General features: G+C 35.8%; 28 protein-coding genes. 20 read left to right on the plus strand and 8 right to left on the minus strand.

What is annotated here, in order from left to right; genetic code table 11:
* Nucleotides 1-3 precede the first annotated feature (3 nt).
* Nucleotides 4-678 (plus strand): bacillithiol biosynthesis deacetylase BshB2, encoded by a 675-nt coding sequence (gene bshB2, locus ACJ2A9_RS15815; protein WP_441422641.1) that lies wholly within the window; start codon nucleotides 4-6, stop codon nucleotides 676-678.
* Between the two features lie 164 nt (nucleotides 679-842).
* Complete coding sequence (locus ACJ2A9_RS15820) at nucleotides 843-2,033, plus strand: MalY/PatB family protein (protein ID WP_441422642.1); 1,191 nt, start codon at nucleotides 843-845, stop codon at nucleotides 2,031-2,033.
* A gap of 190 nt (nucleotides 2,034-2,223) precedes the next feature.
* On the opposite strand, the gene ACJ2A9_RS15825 is transcribed toward ACJ2A9_RS15820, so the two are convergent.
* From ACJ2A9_RS15825 to ACJ2A9_RS15840, 4 genes are read right to left on the minus strand one after another with little or no spacing between them, the layout of a single operon-like run.
* Nucleotides 2,224-2,598, minus strand: coding sequence for a P-II family nitrogen regulator (locus ACJ2A9_RS15825; RefSeq protein ID WP_441422643.1), 375 nt, complete (start codon nucleotides 2,596-2,598; stop codon nucleotides 2,224-2,226).
* Nucleotides 2,599-2,601: 3 nt separating this feature from the next.
* Nucleotides 2,602-2,964, minus strand: a complete 363-nt coding sequence (locus ACJ2A9_RS15830; RefSeq protein WP_441422644.1) for a P-II family nitrogen regulator — start codon at nucleotides 2,962-2,964, stop codon at nucleotides 2,602-2,604.
* Nucleotides 2,936-3,685 carry a DUF1538 domain-containing protein gene (locus ACJ2A9_RS15835; RefSeq protein ID WP_441422645.1) on the minus strand — a complete coding sequence of 250 codons (750 nt, stop codon included), beginning with the start codon at nucleotides 3,683-3,685 and terminating at the stop codon, nucleotides 2,936-2,938. Before ACJ2A9_RS15835 ends, ACJ2A9_RS15830 begins: the two co-directional genes overlap by 29 nt.
* Nucleotides 3,682-4,374: a DUF1538 domain-containing protein gene (locus ACJ2A9_RS15840; protein WP_441422646.1), complete on the minus strand. Its 693-nt coding sequence runs from the start codon at nucleotides 4,372-4,374 to the stop codon at nucleotides 3,682-3,684. The genes ACJ2A9_RS15835 and ACJ2A9_RS15840 overlap by 4 nt, the downstream gene beginning before the upstream one ends.
* 216 nt (nucleotides 4,375-4,590) lie before the next feature.
* Between ACJ2A9_RS15840 and ACJ2A9_RS15845 the strand changes: the two genes are divergently transcribed.
* Complete coding sequence (locus tag ACJ2A9_RS15845) at nucleotides 4,591-5,025, plus strand: MarR family winged helix-turn-helix transcriptional regulator (protein ID WP_441422647.1); 435 nt, start codon at nucleotides 4,591-4,593, stop codon at nucleotides 5,023-5,025.
* Between the two features lie 109 nt (nucleotides 5,026-5,134).
* A complete protein-coding gene (locus tag ACJ2A9_RS15850) occupies nucleotides 5,135-5,581 on the plus strand; it encodes a MarR family winged helix-turn-helix transcriptional regulator (RefSeq protein WP_441422648.1) in 447 nt (148 codons plus the stop codon).
* Between the two features lie 116 nt (nucleotides 5,582-5,697).
* Here the strand turns inward: ACJ2A9_RS15850 and ACJ2A9_RS15855 are convergent, their stop codons facing one another.
* Nucleotides 5,698-6,072 carry a PH domain-containing protein gene (locus tag ACJ2A9_RS15855; RefSeq protein ID WP_441422649.1) on the minus strand — a complete coding sequence of 125 codons (375 nt, stop codon included), beginning with the start codon at nucleotides 6,070-6,072 and terminating at the stop codon, nucleotides 5,698-5,700.
* Between the two features lie 219 nt (nucleotides 6,073-6,291).
* On the opposite strand from ACJ2A9_RS15855, the gene ACJ2A9_RS15860 reads away from it, so the two are divergent.
* The 10 genes from ACJ2A9_RS15860 (at nucleotide 6,292) to ACJ2A9_RS15905 (ending at nucleotide 16,417) form a co-directional block, all read left to right on the plus strand.
* Entirely contained in the window at nucleotides 6,292-7,872 is a 1,581-nt protein-coding gene (locus ACJ2A9_RS15860; protein ID WP_441422650.1) for an ATP-binding protein, read from the plus strand.
* Nucleotides 7,873-7,892: 20 nt separating this feature from the next.
* Nucleotides 7,893-8,567: a response regulator gene (locus tag ACJ2A9_RS15865; protein WP_441422651.1), complete on the plus strand. Its 675-nt coding sequence runs from the start codon at nucleotides 7,893-7,895 to the stop codon at nucleotides 8,565-8,567.
* A 200-nt stretch (nucleotides 8,568-8,767) separates the two neighbouring features.
* Nucleotides 8,768-9,775: a tripartite tricarboxylate transporter substrate binding protein gene (locus tag ACJ2A9_RS15870; RefSeq protein WP_441422652.1), complete on the plus strand. Its 1,008-nt coding sequence runs from the start codon at nucleotides 8,768-8,770 to the stop codon at nucleotides 9,773-9,775.
* Nucleotides 9,776-9,865: 90 nt separating this feature from the next.
* Nucleotides 9,866-10,324 (plus strand): tripartite tricarboxylate transporter TctB family protein, encoded by a 459-nt coding sequence (locus ACJ2A9_RS15875; protein WP_441422653.1) that lies wholly within the window; start codon nucleotides 9,866-9,868, stop codon nucleotides 10,322-10,324.
* Between the two features lie 12 nt (nucleotides 10,325-10,336).
* A complete protein-coding gene (locus ACJ2A9_RS15880) occupies nucleotides 10,337-11,824 on the plus strand; it encodes a tripartite tricarboxylate transporter permease (RefSeq protein WP_441422654.1) in 1,488 nt (495 codons plus the stop codon).
* 192 nt (nucleotides 11,825-12,016) lie between these two features.
* A complete protein-coding gene (locus tag ACJ2A9_RS15885; RefSeq protein ID WP_441422655.1) occupies nucleotides 12,017-12,745 on the plus strand; it encodes an ABC transporter ATP-binding protein in 729 nt (242 codons plus the stop codon).
* A complete protein-coding gene (locus ACJ2A9_RS15890) occupies nucleotides 12,735-13,757 on the plus strand; it encodes an ABC transporter permease (protein ID WP_441422656.1) in 1,023 nt (340 codons plus the stop codon). The genes ACJ2A9_RS15885 and ACJ2A9_RS15890 overlap by 11 nt, the downstream gene beginning before the upstream one ends.
* A gap of 32 nt (nucleotides 13,758-13,789) precedes the next feature.
* The gene (locus tag ACJ2A9_RS15895) at nucleotides 13,790-14,455 is read left to right on the plus strand and encodes a TetR/AcrR family transcriptional regulator (RefSeq protein ID WP_441422657.1); all 666 of its coding nucleotides are present in this window, start codon (nucleotides 13,790-13,792) and stop codon (nucleotides 14,453-14,455) included.
* Nucleotides 14,456-14,687: 232 nt separating this feature from the next.
* Nucleotides 14,688-15,428, plus strand: a complete 741-nt coding sequence (gene pxpB, locus ACJ2A9_RS15900; RefSeq protein ID WP_441422658.1) for a 5-oxoprolinase subunit PxpB — start codon at nucleotides 14,688-14,690, stop codon at nucleotides 15,426-15,428.
* Nucleotides 15,425-16,417, plus strand: a complete 993-nt coding sequence (locus ACJ2A9_RS15905; RefSeq protein ID WP_441422659.1) for a biotin-dependent carboxyltransferase family protein — start codon at nucleotides 15,425-15,427, stop codon at nucleotides 16,415-16,417. The genes pxpB and ACJ2A9_RS15905 overlap by 4 nt, the downstream gene beginning before the upstream one ends.
* A gap of 51 nt (nucleotides 16,418-16,468) precedes the next feature.
* Here the strand turns inward: ACJ2A9_RS15905 and ACJ2A9_RS15910 are convergent, their stop codons facing one another.
* Nucleotides 16,469-17,227 (minus strand): IclR family transcriptional regulator, encoded by a 759-nt coding sequence (locus tag ACJ2A9_RS15910; protein ID WP_441422660.1) that lies wholly within the window; start codon nucleotides 17,225-17,227, stop codon nucleotides 16,469-16,471.
* Between the two features lie 206 nt (nucleotides 17,228-17,433).
* On the opposite strand from ACJ2A9_RS15910, the gene ACJ2A9_RS15915 reads away from it, so the two are divergent.
* The 4 genes from ACJ2A9_RS15915 (at nucleotide 17,434) to ACJ2A9_RS15930 (ending at nucleotide 21,101) form a co-directional block, all read left to right on the plus strand.
* Entirely contained in the window at nucleotides 17,434-18,621 is a 1,188-nt protein-coding gene (locus ACJ2A9_RS15915) for an NRAMP family divalent metal transporter (protein ID WP_441422740.1), read from the plus strand.
* Nucleotides 18,622-18,642: 21 nt separating this feature from the next.
* On the plus strand, nucleotides 18,643-19,404 hold the full coding sequence (locus ACJ2A9_RS15920) for a LamB/YcsF family protein (RefSeq protein ID WP_441422661.1): 762 nt from the start codon (nucleotides 18,643-18,645) through the stop codon (nucleotides 19,402-19,404).
* 67 nt (nucleotides 19,405-19,471) lie between these two features.
* The gene (locus ACJ2A9_RS15925; RefSeq protein ID WP_441422662.1) at nucleotides 19,472-20,239 is read left to right on the plus strand and encodes a putative hydro-lyase; all 768 of its coding nucleotides are present in this window, start codon (nucleotides 19,472-19,474) and stop codon (nucleotides 20,237-20,239) included.
* Between the two features lie 160 nt (nucleotides 20,240-20,399).
* Nucleotides 20,400-21,101, plus strand: a complete 702-nt coding sequence (locus ACJ2A9_RS15930; RefSeq protein ID WP_441422663.1) for a sporulation protein — start codon at nucleotides 20,400-20,402, stop codon at nucleotides 21,099-21,101.
* 33 nt (nucleotides 21,102-21,134) lie between these two features.
* On the opposite strand, the gene ACJ2A9_RS15935 is transcribed toward ACJ2A9_RS15930, so the two are convergent.
* Nucleotides 21,135-21,401 carry a DUF4190 domain-containing protein gene (locus ACJ2A9_RS15935; protein WP_441422664.1) on the minus strand — a complete coding sequence of 89 codons (267 nt, stop codon included), beginning with the start codon at nucleotides 21,399-21,401 and terminating at the stop codon, nucleotides 21,135-21,137.
* Nucleotides 21,402-21,493: 92 nt separating this feature from the next.
* A complete protein-coding gene (pepF, locus tag ACJ2A9_RS15940) occupies nucleotides 21,494-23,281 on the minus strand; it encodes an oligoendopeptidase F (protein ID WP_441422665.1) in 1,788 nt (595 codons plus the stop codon).
* A gap of 479 nt (nucleotides 23,282-23,760) precedes the next feature.
* Here pepF and ACJ2A9_RS15945 point away from each other — a divergent pair, with 479 nt between their 5' ends.
* Nucleotides 23,761-23,955, plus strand: a complete 195-nt coding sequence (locus ACJ2A9_RS15945) for a hypothetical protein (RefSeq protein ID WP_441422666.1) — start codon at nucleotides 23,761-23,763, stop codon at nucleotides 23,953-23,955.
* A gap of 149 nt (nucleotides 23,956-24,104) precedes the next feature.
* A complete protein-coding gene (locus tag ACJ2A9_RS15950; protein ID WP_441422741.1) occupies nucleotides 24,105-25,091 on the plus strand; it encodes a PstS family phosphate ABC transporter substrate-binding protein in 987 nt (328 codons plus the stop codon).
* Nucleotides 25,092-25,141: the final 50 nt, after the last annotated feature.

Consider the following 25,141-nt stretch of genomic DNA (forward strand, 5'->3'; position numbering starts at 1 on the left):
CAAATGGAAAAACATATTCTTGTAATATTTCCTCACCCTGATGATGAAGCATTTGGGGTTTCTGGAACAATGGCATTACATATTGAAAGTGGTATCCCTGTAACTTATGTTTGTCTTACGTTAGGTGAAATGGGACGAAACATGGGAAATCCACCGGTTGCAAATCGTAGAACATTGCCAATGATTCGTGAAGAAGAGTTAAACAATGCATGCAAGGCAATTGGGCTAACCGATTTAAGAAAAATGGGTATGCATGATAAAACAATTGAATTTGAAGACAAGGATAAACTAGCGGAACAACTTTATTCGGTGATTGAGGAGATAAATCCGTCATTAATTATTACATTCTATCCAGGCTATAGTGTTCATCCTGATCATAATGCTACAGGAGAAGCTGTAGTTTATGCATTGAAGCGCCTAGCGATCGATGAGCGACCAACATTATATTGCCTTGCATTCTCCCATAATTCCCATGAAGAGCTTGGGGAACCTGATGTACACATAGATGTTAGTTCAGTTATCGATAAGAAACTGAATTGCATACAGTCTCATCGCTCACAAATTTCAGGGTTCGAAGGCTTAGTGCCAGAGCTATCGAGAAAATTAGAAGAAAGAGATCCTGAACTTATAAACTTTATTAAGAATGAACGTTTTTGGACATATAGGTGGGAGGATTAGTTTATAGTTGAAAGTTGAAAGTGTATGAATAGTTATGAGTTTAGAGTGTAGAGTTTAGAGTTAAGATCTTTTGGGGTTATTTCTTAGAGGTTTTAAAAATGGACTTATCTAGAATTTACTTTCTGCAACTCTACACTCTAAACTTCAAAGGGGGATATGTAACTTTGAAATATAATTTTGATGAAGTGATAAATCGAAGAGGGACATATTCGTTGAAATGGGATGGTGAGGAATTAATTAAGCAGGCGGGACTTACGGAACGATATGATGAAGAGACGATTCCATTGTTTACCGCTGATATGGATTTTCCGGTGCCACAGCCTTTAGTAGATGCTCTTCATAAAACAGTTGATCACCGAATTTATGGGTATTCAGTCTTTCCCGAGGAATATTATACAGCAATTCAACATTGGTTCAAGAAGAGACATAACTGGGACATTAAAAAGGATGATATCATTTATAGCCCTGGGACTGTTCATGCAGTCAATGTTGCTGTAAAAGCTTATACTGACCCAGGAGATGGAGTTATTATCCAGCGTCCTATTTATCCGCCTTTTACCTCAGCAATTGAAGGGAACGGAAGACAACTGATAAATAATGCCCTTTTTTATAATGAAGAGGGTTATTATTCGATTGATTTTAAAGACTTTGAGGAAAAGGCAAAGGATGAAAGAACAAAGCTATTTATCCTATGTAATCCTCACAATCCGACGGGAAGAATTTTCACAAAAGAAGAGCTGAATAAATTGGCTACGATATGTGCGGACAATGGTGTATTGATTATTGCTGATGAAATTCATGGTGATCTTATCCGATGTGATCAAACGTTTATTCCGATTGTAAATACAACCGAGAATCCCGACCACATTATTACACTGACAGCAATTAATAAAACATTTAATGTTGCTGGACTCCATTGTACAAATGTTATTATTTCTAATCCTGACTTGAAAAAAACATATAGTGAAGCGCTGGGATTTCATTTGCCATCACCGTTTACAATAGCTGCTTTAATTGCTGTATATCATGAAGGAGAAGACTGGTTAGAACAACTTAAAGAGTATTTGGATGAGACAATACAATATGTCATTCAATTTATATCAGAACGAATGCCAAAAGTAAAAGTCACTCGCCCTGAAGGAACATACGTAATGTGGCTCGATTTTACTGGGTATGGTATAACACCTGAAGAGGTTCATGACCGGATTTATAATAAAGCGAATGTGCTATTAGAGGATGGGAAACTATTTGGTGAAGAAGGATTGGATTATCAGCGAATTTGTATTTCATCCCCAAGACCAATTATCAAAGAAGCATTAGAAAGAATTGCAAAGGAATTTGAAGATCTAAAATAAGTATCAAAAAAAAAACGCTCGTGTGAGCGTTTTTTTTTGATACTTATCCTCTCCTATAATTATCATTGAATCACTTGTTTCATTAATAATAATTCTAAGCTTTGATGAGAGAGTTAATACAATCCTTATTAACAAAAATGGATTTTAGTAAAAGACAATACGAAACGGTTGGTAAGAGGCATTAACGCTTTTAATTAGCTCCATTAGTAGAGTCAGCATCATATACTTCATTCAGCATGCGATTCATGATGTGATTAATGCCGACAGTTCTCTCAACTTCAAGAACAAAGGCAATTCCTTTCCCCGGTTTATCTAGCTCTGCTTCAATCATGATAGAGTTTAGGACTTCATCTGTTTTATCGCGAGTAATTAAGGTAAGGATTAATTCTTTCTCAGGTTCAATTTGAATTGAAAATAACTTCGCCTGTTCATGAATTCCAGTACCTCTTCCATAGATAATTGTACCACCTTCAGCGCCCGCTTTTTTTGAGGCATCGACAACCTTTTCAGAGTACCCTTTGTTAACAATTGTAACAATAAGATCATAAAAATTAGGATTATCCATTTGTTAACCACCTTCGTTAGTATTTTGGTTTTGTAATTTTAAAAGATGTACGATTCCAGCTACTTTTTTTACATCTACAACAAAACCAATGCCATTACCGGGTTTATCTAATTTTCCGGCTTTATTGACAGCAGTAAGGATACTATCAATTTTTTCAACCGGTACTAATGTAAGAATTAATTCTTTTTCAGGTTCTATCGTAATTCCTAGGAAGGTTTTTTTCTCATGAATACCAGTGCCCTTGCCGAAAAGAATTGTACCGCCTTCAGCACCCGCTGCTTTGGTAGCTTTTACTATTTTAGATGCTGCTCCTTTTTTTACGATCGTAATAAGCAGCTTATGATTCATATTCAAAAGTTCGTTCATTTTCCTTCTCCTTTCGGCCATAGAGTAATCCTAATGTCAGGACTGACAAGATGGGAGAAAGAGCAACTAGAGCAATCATTCCAAATCCATCAAGTAACGGGTCGCGCCCATCAATGACTGAGGCGATGCCGACTGTCATTGCCACAATAAAGGTGACGGTCATTGGACCAGTGGCAACCCCGCCTGAATCAAAGGCAATGGCCGTAAATGTCTTCGTTGAAAAAAAGATGAGTAGTAATGCTAGTAAATATCCTGGAATAATAAAATACCATAACGGGATTCCGAAAATGATTCGTACCATCGATAAAGCGATTGAAATAGCAACACCTATTGATAATGTAAATAACATAACTTTTTGAGGAATATAACCTCCTGATACTTTCTCAACTTCATGATTTAAAACCCGAACAGCTGGTTCTGCAAAAGTTGCAACAAAGCCTAAGATAAAACCAATAGGAATCAAGATCCATAAATAATCTTTATTTCCTAATATCGTTCCCATCATTTCTCCAGCCGGTAAAAAACCAATATGAACACCTTGTAAGAAAAAAGCCAATCCCCAAAAAGTTAAGAACATCCCTATTAGGATATCAACTAGTTTTTTTAATGGTAACTTTAATATGAAAAATTGGAAAAATAAAAAGAAAATTAATAAGGGAAGTAATGCAAACGTTACTTCATAAAGAACATGACCAAATCCTGAAAAGATATTGATGCTCATCCATAGATCACCCCTAACACTAATACAGCTAAAATGGGCCCAATTGATGCAAGAGCTACTAGTCCAAATCCATCTGTCGAGGCAGATTTCCCTTTCAATACTGAGGCTACCCCTACCCCAAGGGCAAGGATAAACGGTACCGTCATCGGGCCGGTTGTTACCCCTCCAGCATCAAATGATATTGGAACAAAATGGGCAGGGGTGAAGGCTGCTAAGAGAAACACCAAGCCATAACCTCCTACTAAAAGATAAGTGATTGGAACATTTAAAATGATCCGTAGCATGGCTAACCCTACAAAAATAGCGACGCCTAATGCAACAGTATAAATGAGAATGCTACTGGAAATGATACCATCTGAAACAAAATCAACTTGCATCGCCAACACACGAACATCAGGTTCTGCGATAGTGGCAACAAAACCAAGCAAAAAACCAAAAAACACGACTAGCCATGCTTTTCCCATTTTTGGTAAGGCTGCACCGATCATTTCTCCGATTGGCAATAACCCGATGTGGACACCTAATAAGAATAAGATTAATCCAACTGATACCATAATAATCCCAACAATAAATTGTAGAAATGTTTCCATTGGCATACCGATAATTGTATATTGCAGTATAATGACAACAAGTGATAGTGGAAGGATCGCATAGACCACTTCTTTGACAGTATCTTTAATATTTTGCATTACATCCCCCCTCATCCTATTACTATTTTTGAATAAAAAACTTCACTCTAATTGGTTACTATTATTTTACAGGTGAAAACAAGAAAAAAGTCCACCTTGTTAGAACTTTTCGTGACTTTTTCCAGGGTCTTTTAGAGAGCATATTCTAATATCTTCGCTAATTGACAACATAATTCCCTTTATTTATACTTAAAAAAAATATAAAAGGGGATTTTTATGAAATCGATATTCCATGATCATATTGGTATAAAAATTCATAGAACGGATTTAAAACTAACTAGTTTTATCAAGGCAAAAATGGAGACTTATAACATAGCCCCTGAACAAAATTTAATTATGATGTTACTTTGGGAAAAAGATGGATTAACGCAAAATCAAGTGGGTGAAAAGTTAAATAAAGATAAAACGAATATCGCTAGAATGGCTTCTAATTTAGAGAAAAAAGGATATATTAAAAGAAGTAATTGTCCCAACGATCGTCGCTCGGTTAAGCTTTATTTGACACCAGAGGGTAAACAGCTTGGGAAAGAAATTATACCAATTGCTGAAGAGTTCCAACAAATTATAACAGATGGAATTTCAACGGAAGAATTAAAAGAGTTAGAACGACTCCTTATAAAAATAAATGAAAACGTTGAAAGGCATTCATAGAGGAATAAAGAGCTATTATAGTGAATCATTTAAATAAAGTTGTTGACATTAAGAAAATGTATAGGATATAATTATCTCGAATTCGAGATAATTAAAAAGGGATGATAATATGGTCTTAGACAGCAATAAACTAACAGACGAAGAATTATCATTGAAATTATTTATCGTCTTATCCAGGGCGTTTCAATCGGTTAAAAAACGTGTTGAAGAAGATATTAGAACATATGGATTAAATCCAACCGAATTTGCAGTGCTTGAACTGGTTTATAGTAAGGGTGATCAGCCTATTCAAAAAATCGGGGAGAAGGTCTTAATTGCAAGCAGTAGTATCACATATGTTGTTGATAAGCTAGAAAAGAAAGGGCTAATCGAGAGAAAGCCATGCCCAAAGGATCGCCGGATTACTTATGCTGTAATTACTGCTGCAGGAAATGATTTAATGTCCGAAGTGTTTCCAAAGCATAGAGAAGCTATATCTGACATTTGCAGTGGACTTGATGCAGGTGAAAAACAACTATTAATTCAGCATCTAAAGAAGCTAGGGATGTCCATCTAAAAAATGTGACTATTTTTTATAGATATCTGTGATTCATAGTAATGACAGTAGTTAAGTATATATCATTCTTACAAAAAGCTAATCGATACCGATTAGCTTTTTGCGTTCGGTTATTTTTACAGAACATATTCAGCTAAAACCCTTTGAAGTTCATAAATGTTTAAGCTTTTATTAAATTGTTTTTGAATTGGTGCAGTGCTTCCGGATATCCATATTTTCAGCTCCGCATCCAAATCAAAGTTCCCAGCGGTTTCAATACTAAAATGAGTAATATTTTTATATGGGATGGAATGAAGTTCAACTTTTTTTCCCGTCAATCCCTGTTTATCTACAAGCAGCAATCTTTTATTAGTAAATATGAACATATCCCGAATTAACTTATAAGCCTTGTCTACAGTTTCATCACTTGTTAATACTTTTGAAAATTCCTTTCTTACATCATTAATATTGATTTCTGAAGCATTCCCCATTAAACCATCTAAAAAACCCAATTAAATCGCCTCCGTTTTTTTACTAAATATTCCCACCTTTTTTATATTCGCTTGAGGAAATGATAGTCCTTTCCAAATAAATAAAACAATAACTTTTCTGTGGTGTAGCTATGTCCTATTTTTGTACTACATATTAACTATTAATTATGCTAGAATAAATCTTTGATCTATCATTTTTATAAAAATTTTGAAGTTTTATTGAATACAAGGAGGACTTGCATGATGAAAAAAGTCTCTTTGCAAACAAAAATATTGGTCCTTATCATTAGTCTAATCATATTAATTACATTTTTATTAACAGCAATTTATGCCTATTTTGAGGCAAAAGATATTGAGGAACACTTTGGCGAGAGGGCCCTTCATGTTGCGAGTACGGTATCTTTAATGCCTACTGTACAACAGGCTTTTTTATTGGAAGAACCAGAAAAGGTCATTCAACCGATTGCCCAAGAGGTTAAGGATTTTACTGGTGCAGAATTTATTGTTGTAGGAAATACTGACAGCATTCGGTATGCTCACCCTGACCCAGAAAAAATAGGGAAAAAAATGGTAGGAGATGATAATGAAAGAGCACTGATTTACGGGGAATATTACATTTCAACAGCGGTTGGAAGTTTAGGCCCTTCATTACGCGGAAAAGCGCCCATTTTAAATGAAAACGGTGAAATTATTGGTATAGTTTCTGTAGGCTTTATGATCAATGATATAAAAACACTTATTTTTCAAAGATTATTAAAAATAAGTGGTGGACCGATTTTTGTCCTTATTATTGGAATTATTGGAGGAATACTCTTAACACGTAATATTAGAAAAGATACGATGGGGTTGGAACCGTATGAAATTGCTTCATTGTATAGAGATCGCAATGCGATATTAACCTCAATCCATGAAGGGATCATTGCGGTTGATAATAATAAGAGCATCACAATGCTGAATGAATCGGTTCAAACAATGCTAGGCATTTCAATGGATGCAATAAATAAGAGTTTGGATGATGTATTTCCAAATTCACGAATTTTTCAGGGCGATCCCAAAAATAACGAAATAAAAAATGAAGAAATGATCTTAAATAACCGTCATGTAATCGTAAACCGAACACCAATCGTGGAAAATGGTAAAGTTGTTGGAGGCGTATTAAGTATTCGGGACAAAACTGAAATAAACGAAATGATCAATGCATTATCTGAAGTAAGAAAGTATTCGGAAGATCTTCGTGCTCAAACCCATGAATATACGAATAAATTATATGCATTATCTGGGTTACTGCAATTAGGTGAATACGAGGAAGCAATTGACCTAATCGAAAAAGAATCAAAAATCACGAGTTCACAAAACAAAATTTTAATTGAACAAATTAAAGACAGAGCAGTTCAGGCTATTTTATTAGGAAAATTAGGCCGTGCATCAGAGCATAAAATACATTTAGAGATTGATCCTAATAGTTCGTTAGAGAAATTACCGGAAATTATTGACATTGCCAAATTGATTACGATTCTCGGTAATTTGATAGATAATGCTATGGAAGCGGTAGAAAAACAAACAAATAAATACGTATCTTTTTTTGCTACTGACTTAGGAGAGGATATTATTTTTGAAGTGGCTGATAATGGAATTGGAATTTCCGATGATATGGTTGAGCAAATTTTTACAAAAGGCTATTCTACAAAAGATAAAGAAAATAGGGGTTATGGGTTAGCCATTGTTAAGGAAGCCGTTCGGGAGCTTAATGGACAAATTGAAGTAAACAAGCAGTCATCAGGGGGAACAGTCTTTACAGTGTTTATTCCGAAAAAAATGTAAAGAGCATGGAGGTGTGACGAATGACGAGGATTATCATTGTAGAGGATGATTATCGTATAGCAAGTATCCATGAAAAGTTTATAAAAAAAATGAGTAACGTCACGGTTGTTGGTAAAGCACTTACGGGAAAAGAGGCGATTTCTTTAGTAGAGTCAAATGACGTAGATCTAGTTATTCTTGATTTATATTTACCTGACATGCTAGGAACAGAAATTATAGAACACTTACGAACACTGAATAACAATATTGATTTTGTGATCATTTCTGCAGCAACTGAAAAAGATATTGTTGGACAGATTCTGCGTAATGGTGTGTTTGACTATATTATTAAACCGGTTAATATGGAGAGATTTATAGATACAATTAATCGCTATAAAAAGATGAAGCAGAACTTTGATGCCGATGATTCTGTTGATCAAGCGTTTTTAGATCATTATTTTGGTTACAAGAAAGAAACAAGTCTACCGAATAAACAAACACCAAAAGGAATTGACCCATTAACCCTTGATAAGGTGAAAGAGATTATAACACAGCTGAAAGAAGGAATCACGGCTGAAGAAATGGGAATTCAAATCGGTGCTTCCCGTACAACAGCAAGGCGTTATTTGGAATATTTAATTTCTGTTGGTGAAATTAGTGCTGAGCTTGAATATGGAGCGGTCGGAAGACCTGAACGGAGATATTATGTAAAGTAAGATAAATTTTCTTAGGAGATGTCATCTATAGGTGGCATCTCCTTTTCTTGATTCTGTGCACTTAATGAACAAAATGTGCAGAAAAAACAAATTGTTCTTTAATTTGAAAACGATTACAAATTAGAAAAATTAAATTATATTGAATAATAAGCAAAGTCATAAAAGTTCAAAAACCAAAGATATAAAAGGGGGAAATAAAAATGAAAAAATTACTTACAACGGTATTAGCGTTAGGTATGTTAGTTGCTGCTGGCTGTTCTTCCAGTAATGAAGGAACGAGTGGCACAGTAGAAAATGGTGAGTGGGCACCGAAAGATAATATTGAAATTGTTGCACCTGCAGGAGCTGGTGGTGGCTGGGATACTACAGCAAGGATGGTTGCAAAGGTATTTAGTGAAGAAGGTATTATTGAGCAAAACATGGGAGTTGTGAACAAAGCTGGTGGCGGCGGTGCCGTTGGTTGGGCTTACATTGCCGGTTTTGACGGAAATCCACATAAATTGTTTGTATCTTCACCACCAATTGTATTGATCCCATTAAATGGACAATCACAATATGGTCATGAAGATTTCACACCACTTGCAAACGTTATCGCTGACTATGCAGCATTTGCTGTAGCAGCTGATGCAAAATGGAATAACCTTAACGAGTTATTTGAAGATATGAAACAAGATCCAACTAGCATTACAGTTGTCGGAACATCATCGCCTGGAAGTATGGATCATATCCAATTTGTACAAATTGCAAAAGCAGCAGGCGTAGATATTACAAAAATTAAGTATGTATCAGACCAAGATGGTGGTGGATTAACACAATTACTTAATGGCAGTGTTGATGTGTATTCAACTGGTGTTGCAGAAACAGTGGAGCAAGTTAAAGCAGGAAATATTAAAGTTCTAGGCGTGACATCACCAGAAAGATTAGAAGGTGAAGTCATCGAAGATTTCCCAACGGCAATCGAACAAGGTATTGATGAAACATTCATTAACTGGAGAGGTTTCTTTGGTCCGGCGAACTTGGACGAAGCAGCAGTAGCTTATTACGAGCAAAAATTTAAAGAGTTAAGTGATTCAGAAGCATTTGCAGAAATTCGCGCACAATTCGGATGGGATGAAATGTACCTGAATAGTGCAGAGTACAAACAATTCTTAGATGAGCAAAAGACTGAAATTAAATCACTGTTAGATGAATTAGGACTTGGACAATAATTGATGTTTTATGAAGTCAATGATCATAATCATTGACTTCATTTTTTACAAAATGAAAGATCTTGAAAACCAATTTACGGTGGTGAACTTATGTTAAAAACAATGAATCAAAGGGTAAGTATTGTTTTATTATTAATTGCTATTGTCTATCTAATCTTATCGTACCAATTACCTTCGTATGCCTATACTGAAGTGGATGCAGATATGATACCAAAAGCACTTGGTTGGTTGTTAATCTTTTTATCTGTACTTTTATTTTTGGCTAAGGATTCTGAAACAGAGGAACAAAAAGCAAGAAGAAAGATTCCCAAAAAAGATATTGGAGTTTTACTGACTGTAGCGGGATTTATTTTTGTTTATATTATGTTGCTTGAGTTTCTAGGATTTGTAATTATTACCGCGTTGTTCATCTTTTTTTGTTCATGGTTTCTTGGTTATAAACAACATGTCACGAATATGATTGTTTCGGTTGTATTTCCAGTATTTATGTATACAGTATTCACGATGTTATTAAAAATCAGTTTACCACAAGGAATATTGCCGTTTTAAAGGAGGGATCGTATGGGAGCTTTAGAAGGATTATTAACTGGTTTCCAGGTTGCGATTAGTTGGGAAGGAATATTATTTGTATTGATTGGTGTATTTGTAGGGACATTCATTGGTATGCTTCCGGGGTTAGGACCAATCAGTGCCATTGCAGTTATGATACCAGTTACGTTTGGAATGGATCCGACTGTAGCCTTGATCATGATGGCGGGCGTCTATTATGGGGCAATATTTGGAGGGTCAACATCATCGATATTATTAAATGCGCCAGGTGTTGCAGGTACAGTTGCAACTTCCTTTGATGGCTATCCGATGGCTCAGCAAGGAAAAGCGGGTAAGGCACTAGCAATTGCGGCAGTCTGTTCTTTTGCTGGTGGTACAATAAGTGTTGTTCTATTAATGCTTCTTGCACCAGCCCTTTCAAGCGTGGCAATAGCCTTTGGACCACCAGCCTATTTTGCACTTATGGTCATGGGTTTGACTGCGATTTCAAGTTTATCAGAAGGATCAACAATTAAAGCACTTATTTCTGCTGTTGTTGGTTTTATGATTGTAACCATTGGAATTGATGCGCAGACTGGGACACAACGTTTTACGTTTGGAAATGTAAATTTACTTGAAGGATTAGACTTTTTAGTTATTGCATTAGGTTTATTTGCCTTAGCTGAGGTATGTAGTTTAATCATTAATCGAAATGATACTTCTGCAAGTAATGCTCATAAGCTAGGAAGCTTAAAACTAACAAAACAAGATTTTAGTGAAATGAAAGGTCCGGTCACACGACAATCATTTTTAGGATTTATCCTTGGTGTCTTACCAGGTGCAGGTGCGACAATTGCCTCCTTTATCGCTTATATAGCAGAAAAGAAGATCGCGAAAAATCCTGAAGAATTTGGAAAAGGATCTGTTCGAGGAATTGCAGCGCCGGAAACGGCAAATAATGCAGCAACAAGTGGTGCATTTGTTCCACTGTTAAGTTTAGGAATTCCAGGATCAGGAACAACAGCTGTTATGTTGGGAGCATTTTTAGTATTAGGTGTACAGCCTGGTCCATTATTAATGGTAGATCGTCCTGAAATATTTTGGGGAATTATTGCAAGTATGTATATTGGGAATGTCTTTTTATTGATTTTGAATCTACCATTAATCCCATACTTTGCAAAAATTTTAAAGATTCCTAGACCATTGCTAATCTCACTTGTTATTATGTTTAGTATGATTGGTGTATATGCAATAAGCTTCAATACATTTGATTTATATATGTTGCTATTATTTGGATTCATAGGTTTCCTTATGCGCTTATTTGCTTTTCCTGCAGCTCCTTTTATTCTCGCATTTATTCTTGGTGGAATGATGGAGCAATCATTTAGACAATCATTAACGATTTCCAATGGCAGCTTAAGTATTTTTATAAATGAACCAATTGCATTATCTCTATTAATAGTTTCTTTACTATCATTTGTTTTTCCGCTTATTCGCCAATTACGAAAACGAAGAGGATAGTTATATTGTTGGTAAACAATTGTACAAAGCGTTAAAGGCACATTCCTTTGAATGTGTCTTTTATCGCTTAAAAGTATCGTTCAATATATTACAAGATTGTTAAATGAGTAAGTACTCACTTTACACAGGTGGGAAATATCGATTATGATTATAGTGAGTAATTACTCACTTATTTGGAAAGGGGTCGTTTTCATGACAGAAAAGATCATGATTGATCGTATATCGAAATCATTTGGCTCAAAAAAGGTATTACACAACATTACATTACAAGTCAATCAAGCTGAAATTTTTGGACTGTTAGGACCTTCGGGAGCTGGAAAGACTTTACTCGTAAAATGTATTGCGGGTATTGGTGAAGTGACGTCTGGTAACATTGAAATATTTGGTGCGAAGGTTCCCGACTTACAAATGATGAAAAATATCGGTTATATGACACAATCTGATGCTTTATATGAAGAACTAACTGCTCTTGAAAATTTAGAGTTCTTTGCAGAAATCTACGGACTTAAAGGTCAAAAGAAAAAAGAACGAATAAAGGAAGTCATGATTCTTGTAAACTTGGAAGATCATTTGAAAAAAAGAGTCGCAGAATATTCCGGAGGGATGAAAAGAAGACTCTCATTAGCGATCTCATTATTACATGAACCGAATCTTCTTATTCTTGATGAACCGACAGTAGGGATAGATCCAGTACTGCGAATGGAGATTTGGGAGGAGCTCAATCGGTTAAAAGAAAATGGAACGACCATTATTGTGACAACGCACGTAATGGATGAAGCGGAAAAGTGTGATCGTTTAGGTATGATTCGCGATGGAAAGCTTATTGCAATAGGGACACCAGAGGATTTAAAGGAAAAGATTGGTGCTTTAAATATTGAGGAGGTTTTTATTCATTTTGGGGGTGTTCAGCGTGAGAATTAAAGCGATCGTTCTTAGGATTATACGTCAATTTATTCGGGATAAGCGCACAATGGCATTAATGATTATCGCACCGATCTTCGTATTATTTCTCATGTCGTTAGTTTTTAAAGGAGCAGATTATGTTCCTGATATTGCAATAACAGATACTGTTCCAAGTATGGTCGTAACAAAAGTAGAGGAAGCAAAAGCGAATGTATCGAAATTTACAGAAGAGGAAGCAGAGGAACTGATTAAGCAAGGAAAAGTAGATGCGATAATGGCTGTTACAGATATGCAACTACAGATTACGTTAGAAGGCAGTGACTTAACTGCAAATAGGGCGGTAATGATGGTTTTACAACGGGCACTTGGTGCTGAATCAGATAATGAAAATCAACCTCAAATCACCTATTTGCATGGATCTGACACACTTGAACCATTTGACTATATGGGGCCAATACTCATTGGAGTATTTATTTTCTTTTTTGTTTTCATCATTGCGGGTGTCTCCTTTTTACGTGAGCGGTCAAGAGGTACATTGGAAAGAATGCTCTCAACTCCTTTAAAGCGTTCAGAAATTGTCCTTGGATATATTATTGGTTTTGGTATATTTACATCTGTTCAATCAGCAATTATTTCTTGGTATTCGATAAGTGTTCTTGGTATGTGGATGGTTGGATCAATTTGGTATGTTCTTCTCGTAACACTTTTACTAGCGATGGTTGCATTGACCCTGGGGATTTTATTATCTACATTTGCCAATAATGAATTACAGGTTGTACAATTTATACCAATTGTTATTATTCCACAAATCTTTTTATCAGGCTTATTTTCATTAGAAGCGATGAGTCCGTTTCTGCGTGGATTCAGTGCGTTTATGCCATTAACCTATGGAGCGAACTCTCTATCGGCAATTATGCTCAGAGGAGGAGGATGGGAAGCCATACAAACAGATATCTTTGTACTGTTAGGCTTTTCGCTCGTATTTATGCTCCTCAATATTATGGCACTGAAAAAACATAGAAGGATGTAAAGAGTATCCAGTAGCAAGGGTGGTGACAAAAAGTGAGTAATCACAGCAGTATGTTAAGTGAAATATTTCCTGAAGAGGAGCAGTCCAATTTAACTGATAAACAAAAGAAAATACTAGAAAGTGCAATTGAAGCTTTTTCTAAAAAAGGCTATGCAGCTACTTCCACAAATGAAATTGCAAAAATGGCGGGAGTTGCTGAAGGTACAATATTTCGGCATTATAAAACAAAAAAAGAATTGCTATCAGCTATTGTTTCGCCACTTTTGACAAAGATGGTCGCTCCGTTTATTTTAAAGGAATTTAAGAAAGATGTTTTTGATAAAGAATATAACAGTTATAGTGATTTTTTGCGTAAATTAATCGAAAATCGGCTGACATTTGCGAAAAGAAATAGTCCCTTATTAAAAATATTAATTCAAGAGATGGCTTTTCAACCTGAGTTTAAAAAGACTTTTCAGACGATCTTTATGGAACATATCTATCCCCTTTTCAAAAATGTTATCAAGCATTTTAAGGAAAAAGGAGAATTGAAGGATTTACCGGAAGATACGATTATTCGCCTTACTATATCAACGATTGTAAGTACGATTATTACAAGGATTATTATTTTAAATGACAGCCAGGTTGATGAGGAGCAGTATGTAAGTGATACAATTCAGTTTATTATGAGTGGAGTACGTTCAGTGAAAAAAGAGTGAATGTAAGAATAATTTTAGGGCACAAAGATAAATAAATATGAAGAAAAAAGCAGAGAATTTATATGTTCATAAGTTCTCTGCTTTTTTGTCGAATAGATTAGCAATGTATATTAAATAAGAAATAATCGACAAAATCTATTGTTTTTTTAAATTCAAACAATTATAATAATTTCATACCTAAATTCGGTATAGTTATTCCGAATTACGGAATACATTGTAGAGGAGGATGGATATGAAAAAATCAGAAGATACAATTGAATTTGACATTTATCCTTTAAGTGACACAGCGATAACTGTGAGTTTTGGCAATGAGATAGATGTACAAATACACAAACGAGTGAAAGCGTTCACAGAGTGTCTGGATCAACATTCTTTTGCAGGAATGATTGAATATGTTCCATCCTTTTGTAGTGTAACGGTGTTTTATGATCCAATTATTGTGGATCAAACATACAACCAAAACGGAAGTTCTCCCTATCTTTTGGTTCATTCCATGATCAAAAAAATGATTTTAAACATCCAACAAAAAACGAATGAATTTGAGCAAAGGGTCATTGAAATCCCTGTTTATTATGGGGGTGAATATGGACCTGACTTGGAATTTGTAGCAAAGCATAACGGTCTTACAACAGATGAAGTCATTCATATTCATTCACAGGGTGAGTACCTCGTTTACATGCTTGGCTTTGCTCCTGGTTTTCCATATTTAGGTGGCATGTCAGAACGGATCTCAACACCAAGAAGAGCAAATCCTAGGATGAAAATACCAAAGGGATCAGTAGGGATAGCTGGTAAACAAACGGGTGTTTATTCGATTGAAACTCCTGGAGGATGGCAGTTAATTGGCCAAACACCATGGGAGCTTTTTATACCAGATAATAACCCGCCAACCCTCTTACAAGCTGGAGATCTGATCCGTTTTACACCTATTACTCTTGAGGAATTTATAGAGTTAAAGGAGGGACGTCGATGAGCATGAAAGTTCTTCGTCCAGGTTTACTTACAACAATTCAGGATTTAGGTAGGGTCGGGTATCAGAAATATGGTGTGATCATGAGTGGAGCGATGGACACTTATGCACTACGCGTGGCAAATTTATTAGTTGGCAATGAAGAAGGTGAGGCAGGATTAGAAATTACATTGTCCGGCCCAACCTTGCAATTCGAGAAAGATAGCCTTATTGCGATTACTGGTGGAGATTTGTCTCCAACAATTGAAAATAAACCGGTTCCACAATGGAAGCCTGTTGTCGTCAAAAAAGGCAGTGTTATTCAATTTGGTCATTGTATTACAGGATGTCGTGCTTATTTGGCAGTGGCAGGTGGATTTGATGTTCCGGAAGTGATGGAGAGCCGAAGTACTTATCTTCGCGCAGGAATTGGTGGATATCATGGACGAGCATTACAGATTGGTGATCAGATTGAGTTTAGAGATACATCAGAGCTATCTTTACTAATTCAACGACTTACAGAAATAGATGAACAATATTTTTTGACAACATCATGGAGTGTCAAGCAAGCCGACAATAAGCAGAAGATTCGAGTACTCCGTGGAGCACAATATGACGCATTCACATCAGAAAGTAAAGACGCATTTTTTGAGAAGCGCTTTCAAGTTTCACCGCAATCAGATCGAATGGGTTACCGACTCTCTGGTGCAGCTTTAACATTTAGTCAATCACTTGAGATGATTTCAGAAGCCGTTTCATTAGGGACTGTTCAAGTTCCCCCAGATGGAAACCCAATAATATTACTAGCTGATCGGCAAACAACCGGAGGCTATCCGAGAATTGGACAAGTTGTAACCGTCGATATTCCACTCATCGCTCAAATGAAGCCGGGAGAGTTCATTCAATTTGAGGAAATCTCTTTGAAAGAAGCTGAACAATTATTTATGAATCGAGAACGAGATATTAGGGAGCTTAGTACAGGATTGTCATTAAAAATTTCGGAACTAAGATAACTGAGATAGGAAAAGCCCTATCATGTTCTGAAGGGGCTCTTGACACAGGGTTTATACAGATTGATATCCTAATTTTTTTGATATTTCAGCTGCCGCAGCAGTGACTTTTTCAATGATATCGGGTAAATGTTCTTTTTGAAAACGTACATCTGGACCAGCGATACTAATACCTCCTACCGCTTGACCTGTGTAATTGAAAATCGGTGCAGCAACGGACGATGTATCGTTTTCGAGTTCCGAATGACTGATTGTATAGCCATTAGTCCTCGATTTTTGTAAGATTGTTCGAAGCTCATCTTTGTCCGTTATTGTCCCTTTACCATACTGTTTAAGTTCTGTTACATTAATGTACTCTTCTTGTTCAGGTTCTGGTAGATAGGCCAAGATAATTCGTGAACAAGCACCAGCATAAAGAGGAGAGCGACGGCCCACCTTTGTAAATAAACGTACAGGATGGTTTGTATCCAGTTTTTCAATGTAGATAGCTTCCTGATTATCGATCATAGTTAGATTTACAGCTTCTCCTATTTCATCACGAAGCTCTTTCATGATCGGATAAGCAACTTGTCTAATATCAAGACGGTCAGCAACTAGTTGTCCAAATTCAAGAAATAGCATTCCAAGAATATATTTCCCATCCTCGTTTTTTGTAAGAAAACCCATATCTTCAAGGGAACCGATCATCCGGTGGACAGAGGTTTTAGGGATTCCAGAAAGTTGAACCATATCGTTTAAACTTAACTTTTCATTTGTTCGGAAAAGATCAAGTAGTTTCATAGACTTTACAACTGTTTTATTTTTGTTTTGCATGAGTTTTGCCCCTTTATTCGATAGTAAATAATACGGTTCGAGGGAAGATTGTAAAAGACGAATCTAAAAAATCATATCTAATTGTACTAAAACAATATGTTTGTGTCTAGATTTCAAAGGATTGAAACATCTAGGGACAATATTAATTCTAATTAAAGAAAGGAATATCTATCATGAATCAAAATCCAATTGACAAACAAGATAGAATGACACCAAAAGAGAGAGTAAGTGCCATGACTGGAGCTGCCTTTTTAATGGCTACATCTGCGATTGGTCCAGGATTTTTAACACAAACTGCTGTTTTTACTGAACAACTCCTCGCAAGTTTTGCTTTTGTTATTTTGGCTTCGATTATTTTAGACGTTGGAGCTCAAGTAAATATATGGAGGATTATTGCGGTTTCAAAAATGAGAGGACAGGAAATAGCGAATGCAGTCCTGCCAGGATTAGGATTTGTTGTTGCCTTTTTTATCGTACTCGGTGGACTAGCCTTTAACATAGGTAATGTAGCTGGTGGAGGATTGGGGGTTAATGCATTACTGGGATTTGATCCAAAAGTAGGGGCTGTGATGACTGGTGTTATTTGTATTATTATTTTCTCTTTAAAAGAAGCCCAAGTAGCAATGGACAAAATTGTTCGTTATTTAGGAGCAATGATGATTCTGTTAACTACTTACGTCATGATTGTCAGCAAGCCTCCTTACGCTGAAGCAGCCATTCGTACGTTTGCTCCACTTGAGATTGATTTTTTAGCGATTATTACAATTGTCGGGGGTACTGTGGGTGGTTATATTACATTTGCCGGTGGTCATCGACTTTTAGATGCAGGTGTAGCAGGTAAGGAAAATATACGTCAAATCACAAATACGGCGATTTCTGGAATAGTTGTTGCATCCATTATGAGGTTTATCTTATTTTTAGCGGTACTAGGTGTTGTTTCAGCTGGATTTGCTTTAAATCCAGATAACCCACCAGCATCAGTCTTTGAGTTTGCAGCTGGAGAAATTGGTTACCGAATTTTTGGGTTAGTGCTATGGGCTGCAGGGATTACATCTGTCATAGGAGCTGCTTATACATCTGTTACGTTTTTGACAACATTCCATCCAAGTATTAAGAAATACCAAAATTACTGGGTGATTGGTTTTATAGTTTTTTCAACGTTCGTCTTTGCTCTTATTGGTCGACCAGTTACATTATTAGTTTTAGCTGGTGCATTTAATGGACTAATTCTTCCATTAACATTAGGATGTATTTTATTAGCAGCGCACCGTGTAAAAATTGTTGGAGACTATAAGCATCCAGTTTGGCTGACAGTTTTTGGTGCTGTGATCGTAGTATTAACAACTTATTTAGGTGTTCGTACACTGATTCAAATGATTCCACAATTATTCTAGAGAGATAAGGAGGAGAGATTGATGAAATCTGTTGATCTAAACTGCGATTTAGGGGAAAGCTATGGTTCTTTTGTTGTTGGACAAGATGAACAAATTTTAGATTATATAACGTCGGCAAACATTGCTTGTGGTTATCATGCCGGAGATCATAATGTTATGTCCAAAACGGTAAAATTGGCGAAAGAAAAAGGTGTGAGCATTGGGGCTCATCCTGGCTTTCCTGATTTACTCGGATTTGGCAGAAGGGAAATTAAAACAAGCCCGGAGGATATCTACAATTTTGTCATTTATCAAATAAGTGCACTGCAGGGATTTTGTAAGATTAATGATATACGTATGCATCATGTTAAACCTCATGGAGCTTTGTTTAACATCGCTGCAAAAGATTCTAATGTTGCTGAGGCCATTGCTCAGGCAGTCTATGATACCGATCCAGCACTTGTTCTGTTTGGATTATCAGGAGGAGAATTGACAAAAGCCGGGGCAAAGCTTGGTTTAACTGTGGCAAACGAAGTATTTGCTGATCGAACGTATCAGCCTGATGGTACGCTAACACCTCGTACACAGAAAAACGCTTTAATTCATGATGCAAAAGTAGCGATTGAACAAGTACTAACAATGGTGAAGGATGGTACAGTGAAAGCTGTTGACGGTTCGAATGTTCCAATTCAAGCCGATACAATTTGTGTTCATGGGGATGGGCCTAGCGCACTTGATTTTGCTGAGAAACTACGAGAGAAAATAGTGGAAGAAGGGGTTAAACTTTGCCCAGTGCAAGGCTAGAGAAAATCGTAAAGTTTGAAAAGGAATCAAGGTTTCTTTTCTTATGTTGCAAAAGGAGGATTTAGTCATGAAATCGCGACAAATAAGAGAGAAGATTAGAAGTGACGAATTTCAAACAACTACATCTGGAGCATGTGATGAGTTCGTGCAAGCCAATGTTGTTATTTTACCGAAGGAATATGCTTTTGACTTCTTTTTATATACATTCCGGAACTCAAAGGCTTGTCCGTTAATTGATGTATTGGAAGCAGGAGAATATGAATCTCGCTTAGCAAAAGGTTCAGATGTTCGAACAGATATTCCACTCTATCATGTATATCAAAATGGCGAACTTCAGGAAAAGAGAGACAATATTATTGATCTGTGGAAGGAAGATTATGTAACGTTTTTATTAGGATGCAGTTTTACGTTTGAAAGTCAACTGCTGAAAAATGGAGTTTCGCTACGCCATATTGAGCAGAACAGAAATGTTGCGATGTATAGAACCAATATTTCAACCGAGTCTGCCGGACGTTTCTCAGGTCCGCTTGTCGTTTCGATGAGACCAATTTTAAATAAACATATAGATAAAGTTGTTGAAATTACGAGTCGATTTCCAAATATGCATGGATCACCAGTCCATATCGGTGACCCTGGAAAAATTGGGATTGAACAGATCGAAATACCTGACTATGGTGATTTTGTAGAAATTAAAGAAAATGAAACACCAGTTTTTTGGGCATGTGGTGTAACACCTCAAGCAGCAGCAGTACAGGCAAGAATTCCGCAGATGATTACACATGCCCCTGGCCATATGTTTATTACAGACTGGACGAATGAAGATTTCATGAAATAATTAATAAATAATTAATAACTAATGAATGGATGACTAAAAGGTTTATGGTTAACTTTTTATGTCATCCATTTTTTTATGTCATGTTAATGAACAAAAAAACAACAAATGGATACCTCCTGCATATTGTATAACAATAGATAAACTTTGAAGGAGAATGGATATGTTTGAAAAGGTACTTTCAAGCATTGGAATTGGCTCGGCCAAGGTAAATACGTTACTTTTTGAAAACAGACTTGAACGTGGTAAGGAAACGAAAGGTGAAATTCATATTTATGGTGGCAAAGCTGAACAGGTTATTTCAGAGATTTTGGTTCAGATTAGTTTGGAGTTCAATAAATATTATGATGAGATGACTGATTTTCGCGAATTAAAAGAAACCATCCTAGAATTAAAAATGCCATATCCACTAATTATTGCGCCAAAAGAAGAAAAGGTACTTCCATTTTCATTAACAATCCCTTACACAACACCGATCTCCTTTAGCGAACAACAAATCCGACTTCAAACAGAGTTAAAAATAAATATGTTTAATCATCCAGTTTGCAAGCACAATCTTATCGTCGTAGACCCGTTCATTGATGAAATATTAACGCTTTTAAGTAAACGAAGGTTTATCCATCAACCTGAAAGCGGGCTTTGCAGGTTTAGAGTTCCTAGTAATGAAAGTCAGGTTAACTATGTACAAACTTTTCATTTGCGAAATGCACAAGGTGTAGACATTCGTTTTGTCGGTAATGCGAAAGATATTGATATGTTTATCTATGAACAAGATAATGAATCTCATTGTTTAGTTAAGCGAGAGCACTCAGTAATGCAGCAACTTGAAAATTTTTTTACCAAGAAAGAAGGAGAATTGCCATAGAGCAGCTCTCCTTCAATTTATTTTATTGGAAATTTATCCGAAATTCATCGCAATAAATGGGATAAGAAGCGGTAAAACAATTCCAATGATATTGCATACTACACCGGCAATGGCCATCTTTCTTCCTGTTTGTCGCTCATGTTTGATTTCTCTAAGTCCAAAAATTCCAAAGATGAGTCCGATAATACCTAATGTAAAACCAGGGATCGTCAATATTGTCGTTATGATGGATATGATCCCCAGTATTAGTGAAGCAAGGGCGTAATTACTGTTTAATGTACGTTGTTCAGTATTTTCCAATTGGTTCCCGTCCTTTTCAAAAAACTAATCTTTGTTTGCATTTTAACATAATTTTTATGTTAACAGGAGGAAAGTCGATTGGGAAGTGCTGTTTACATGGCAGAAAACTGATCAACCAACTCATTAAAATAACGTAATGTATTTTCAATAGGCTCCGAGGTTGTTAAATCAACACCTGTTTTCTTCAATAATTCTAATGGATAATCAGAACTTCCGCTTTTTAGAAACTTAAGATAAGCTTCTAGGTCTTCCTTCTTCCCGTCTAACAGCTTTTTAGCAATTATGATGGCTGAGGCAAAACCAGTAGCATATTTGTACACATAAAATGGACGATAAAAATGCGGAATTCTTGACCATCCGTATTTTACTTCCTCATCAAATACGAGTTCATCACCGTTATACGTACGGAAAAGTTCTTCATATGTTTGATTTAATGTTTCTGCTGTTAATGGAATTTGATTTTCAGCCATTTCATGTGTCTTCTTTTCAAATTCAGCAAACATAATTTGTGTGAAAAATGTACCTCTGAACTTATCGATAAAATGGTTGAGGAGATGCTTACGAACATGCTCTTCACTCGATTGCTTTATTAAATAATTGATTAACAGTACTTCATTAACTGTAGAGGCGACCTCAGCAACAAAAATCGTATAGCCAGCCGTTATCTGTGGTTGGAATTTACTTGAATAATAACTGTGCATCGCATGCCCCATTTCATGAGCCAATGTAAATAAACTATTTAAATCATCATGGTGATTTAATAAAACAAATGGATGAACCCCGTATAAGCCCATATTGTATGCACCAGATCGCTTGCCCGGTGTTTCTCTGACATCGACATATCGGGCTTGTTTGAATCCGCGTAATGTTTCAATATACTCGGTGCCTAGTGGTAATAAAGCAGCTAGCATTGTTTCATAGGCTTCATCATATGAAATATCCTGCTTGATTCCTTTTACAAGTGACACATTTAAATCATATTGACGTAATTCATCTACACCTAATACATCTTTTCTAAGAGTGTTATATTTATGAAGAGGTGCAATATTTTTTTTCGTCGTTTCAATTAAGTTTTCATACACTTCAATTGGAACGAGATCTGTGAATAATGATTTTTCCAAGGCCGAATTGTAGTTTCTCATCTTAGCTAATGAAACATTATTTTTCACTGCTGCAGAAAGAGTAGACGCCATCGTATTATTCAATTGTACGTACGGTTTATAATAAGCTTTGTATGCTTCCTTTCGTTTCTCACGATTTTCGTCTTCAATTAATTTCGCATACATCCCGCGAGTGAGCTCAACCGTTTCACCCTTGTCGTTGGTGACGTCGCCAAACTTTATATCAGCATTGTTAAGCATCCCATACGTTTTACTAGGGGATGAAAGTGCATCACCTAAATGCGAGAGAACTTCTTCTTTTTCTTTGCTTAATACGTGAGCTTTATAACGAAACGAATCGAGGAGATCTTTTTCAAAATAGGATAAACCTTTAACTTCGGCAATATAGCCTTCTAATGTACTTTTATCGAGACTTAATAAGAACGGCATGAAGAAGGAAGTTGCCGAACGAATTTTTACACTTAATTGTGTCGCCTTTTCAACTAAGTTTTGTGCTAATGAATTTCTCGTGTCGACATCCACATGAAGTCTTGCATAGACAAACACTTTACTAAATATAAATGAAAGTTCTTCTTGTTTAGTTAAGTAGTCATATAAACTGGGACCATCTATAATGTTGCCATCAAACGCTTTTAATTCACCAACCATTTTTTCTACTTTATGATAATCATTTTCCCAAGTCTGATCTGATTCATAAATATCGGCTAAGTTCCATTTTTCCTGTTCAGGAACGTTTTGCCGTGAAGTGTAAGTCGTCATTGACACAACTCCTTTTCTATTTTATGGTAAAATACAGTTTTATCTTATCATGGGGATTTTTAAATGTTAACTCTTAGGACTTTAATATAATTAGTATTTGAAAAGGGTGGATCGCTATGCCATTAAAAGTAGGGGACGTTCTTATATTCGAAAAATAGGACAGAAGAATTTACTGAGGATTTTCAGAGTAATCAAATAACACTTATTTTGAAAAATGACTGGAAGGGGAATCCAGTCATTTTTCACGTTTGTCGAATGAATACTTCAGGGATGAGTACTCGTTGAAATTATAGCTAATATTACTTCTCTACAGCAATGGGATTAACTATATTTTAATGTTATTTACATAACATTAACAAACTTTAAATAAGTATTTCATTTACACCTTGCATAAAAAATTGATTGAAGGAATTTGAATGATTGTATTTCTATAATGGAATAGTAATTTTTGAAGCGAATTTATATGAAAGGAAGATACGATGAAAAAGAAAAATGAAAAAGGTCATATAAAAAAAATAAATGAGAGATCTGCTGAAGCAAATGATCAAATTCAAGATGAATTTTATGATGATAATAAAAATGAAAATATTGTCCATTTAGGTTTTTTTGTTGATAGTGTAAATCATCATAATCGAGACGATGGAATTGAGGACGTCTTAAATAAAAGAAAGTAAGAGACGAGAATAAGAATAAAATCGTGATTTACAAAACTTTTACACTTAATCTAAAATGAATCTTTTTGACGCGGCTATACTATTAGTGAAATAAAAATTAACCAAATGTAAGAAATAAAGTAGAACGTAGAGGTGATCTTGTGAAGAATATGAAAAAAATGATTTTATTTCTTGTTATGGTGGCATTAATGTTTGTTTCTGCAGCATGCGGTGCTGGAGGTGGAGATACGGAAGCTCCAGAAGAAACAAACAATACAGCAGGTGAAGAAGCACCTGCTGATGAGGAACTTTCAGGATCAGTTGTTATTGATGGTTCAGGAACAGTGTATCCGTTTATGGCCAAAATGGCCGAAAACTATATGACAAATAAAGCAGAAGACGTTTCAGTCGAAGTTAGCCGCTCTGGTACTTCTGCTGGTTTTAAAAAATTTCTAGTTGAAGATGGAACGGATTTCAACAATGCTTCCCGTCATATTAAAGATGAAGAAAAAACCACTGCTGAGGAATTAGGAATTGATGTACAAGAATTAAAAGTGGCCTTGGATGGATTAACGTTTGTCATTAATAAAGAAAATGATTGGGCGACTGAGCTAACTAAGCAAGAAGTGACTGACATCTTCCTTGCAAGTGCTAATAAGAAAAATTGGTCAGATGTTCGTCCTGAATTTCCAAACGAACCAATTGTTGCATTAGGACCGAACGAAAACCATGGAACGTATGAGTTCTTCTGGGAAAGCATTCTTGATAAACAAGATTTAGTAGAAGGGATTAATCTTCAACAAGAATATTCGACTCTCGTTGATTTAGTGTCGAAAGATAAGAATGCCATTGCATTTTTTGGTTATGGGTATTATGCAAGTAATACTGATAAGTTAATTGCTGTTGATGTTGACTTTGGTAACGGACCTGTAGAACCTTCTTTAGATACAATCGCTGAAGATGGCGAGTATGCACCATTTACTCGTGCTGTTTATACGTACTTGAATGCAAACCATGCAAAAGAAAAACCACAAGTATTAGATTATGCGATCTATACGATGGAAAACGCACAAGAGGTTGCAACTGATACAGGTTTTGCACCATTATCTGATGATGATGTCCAAGAGTCGCTTGACGCTTTAAACGGTTTAAAATAATTCATTCGTAATAGGATGAGAATTCAATATTTCTCATCTTATTACCCGTT

It is taken from the genome of Anaerobacillus sp. MEB173, assembly GCF_052119505.1.
Taxonomy (GTDB): Bacteria; Bacillota; Bacilli; order Bacillales; family JBJMAU01; genus JBJMAU01.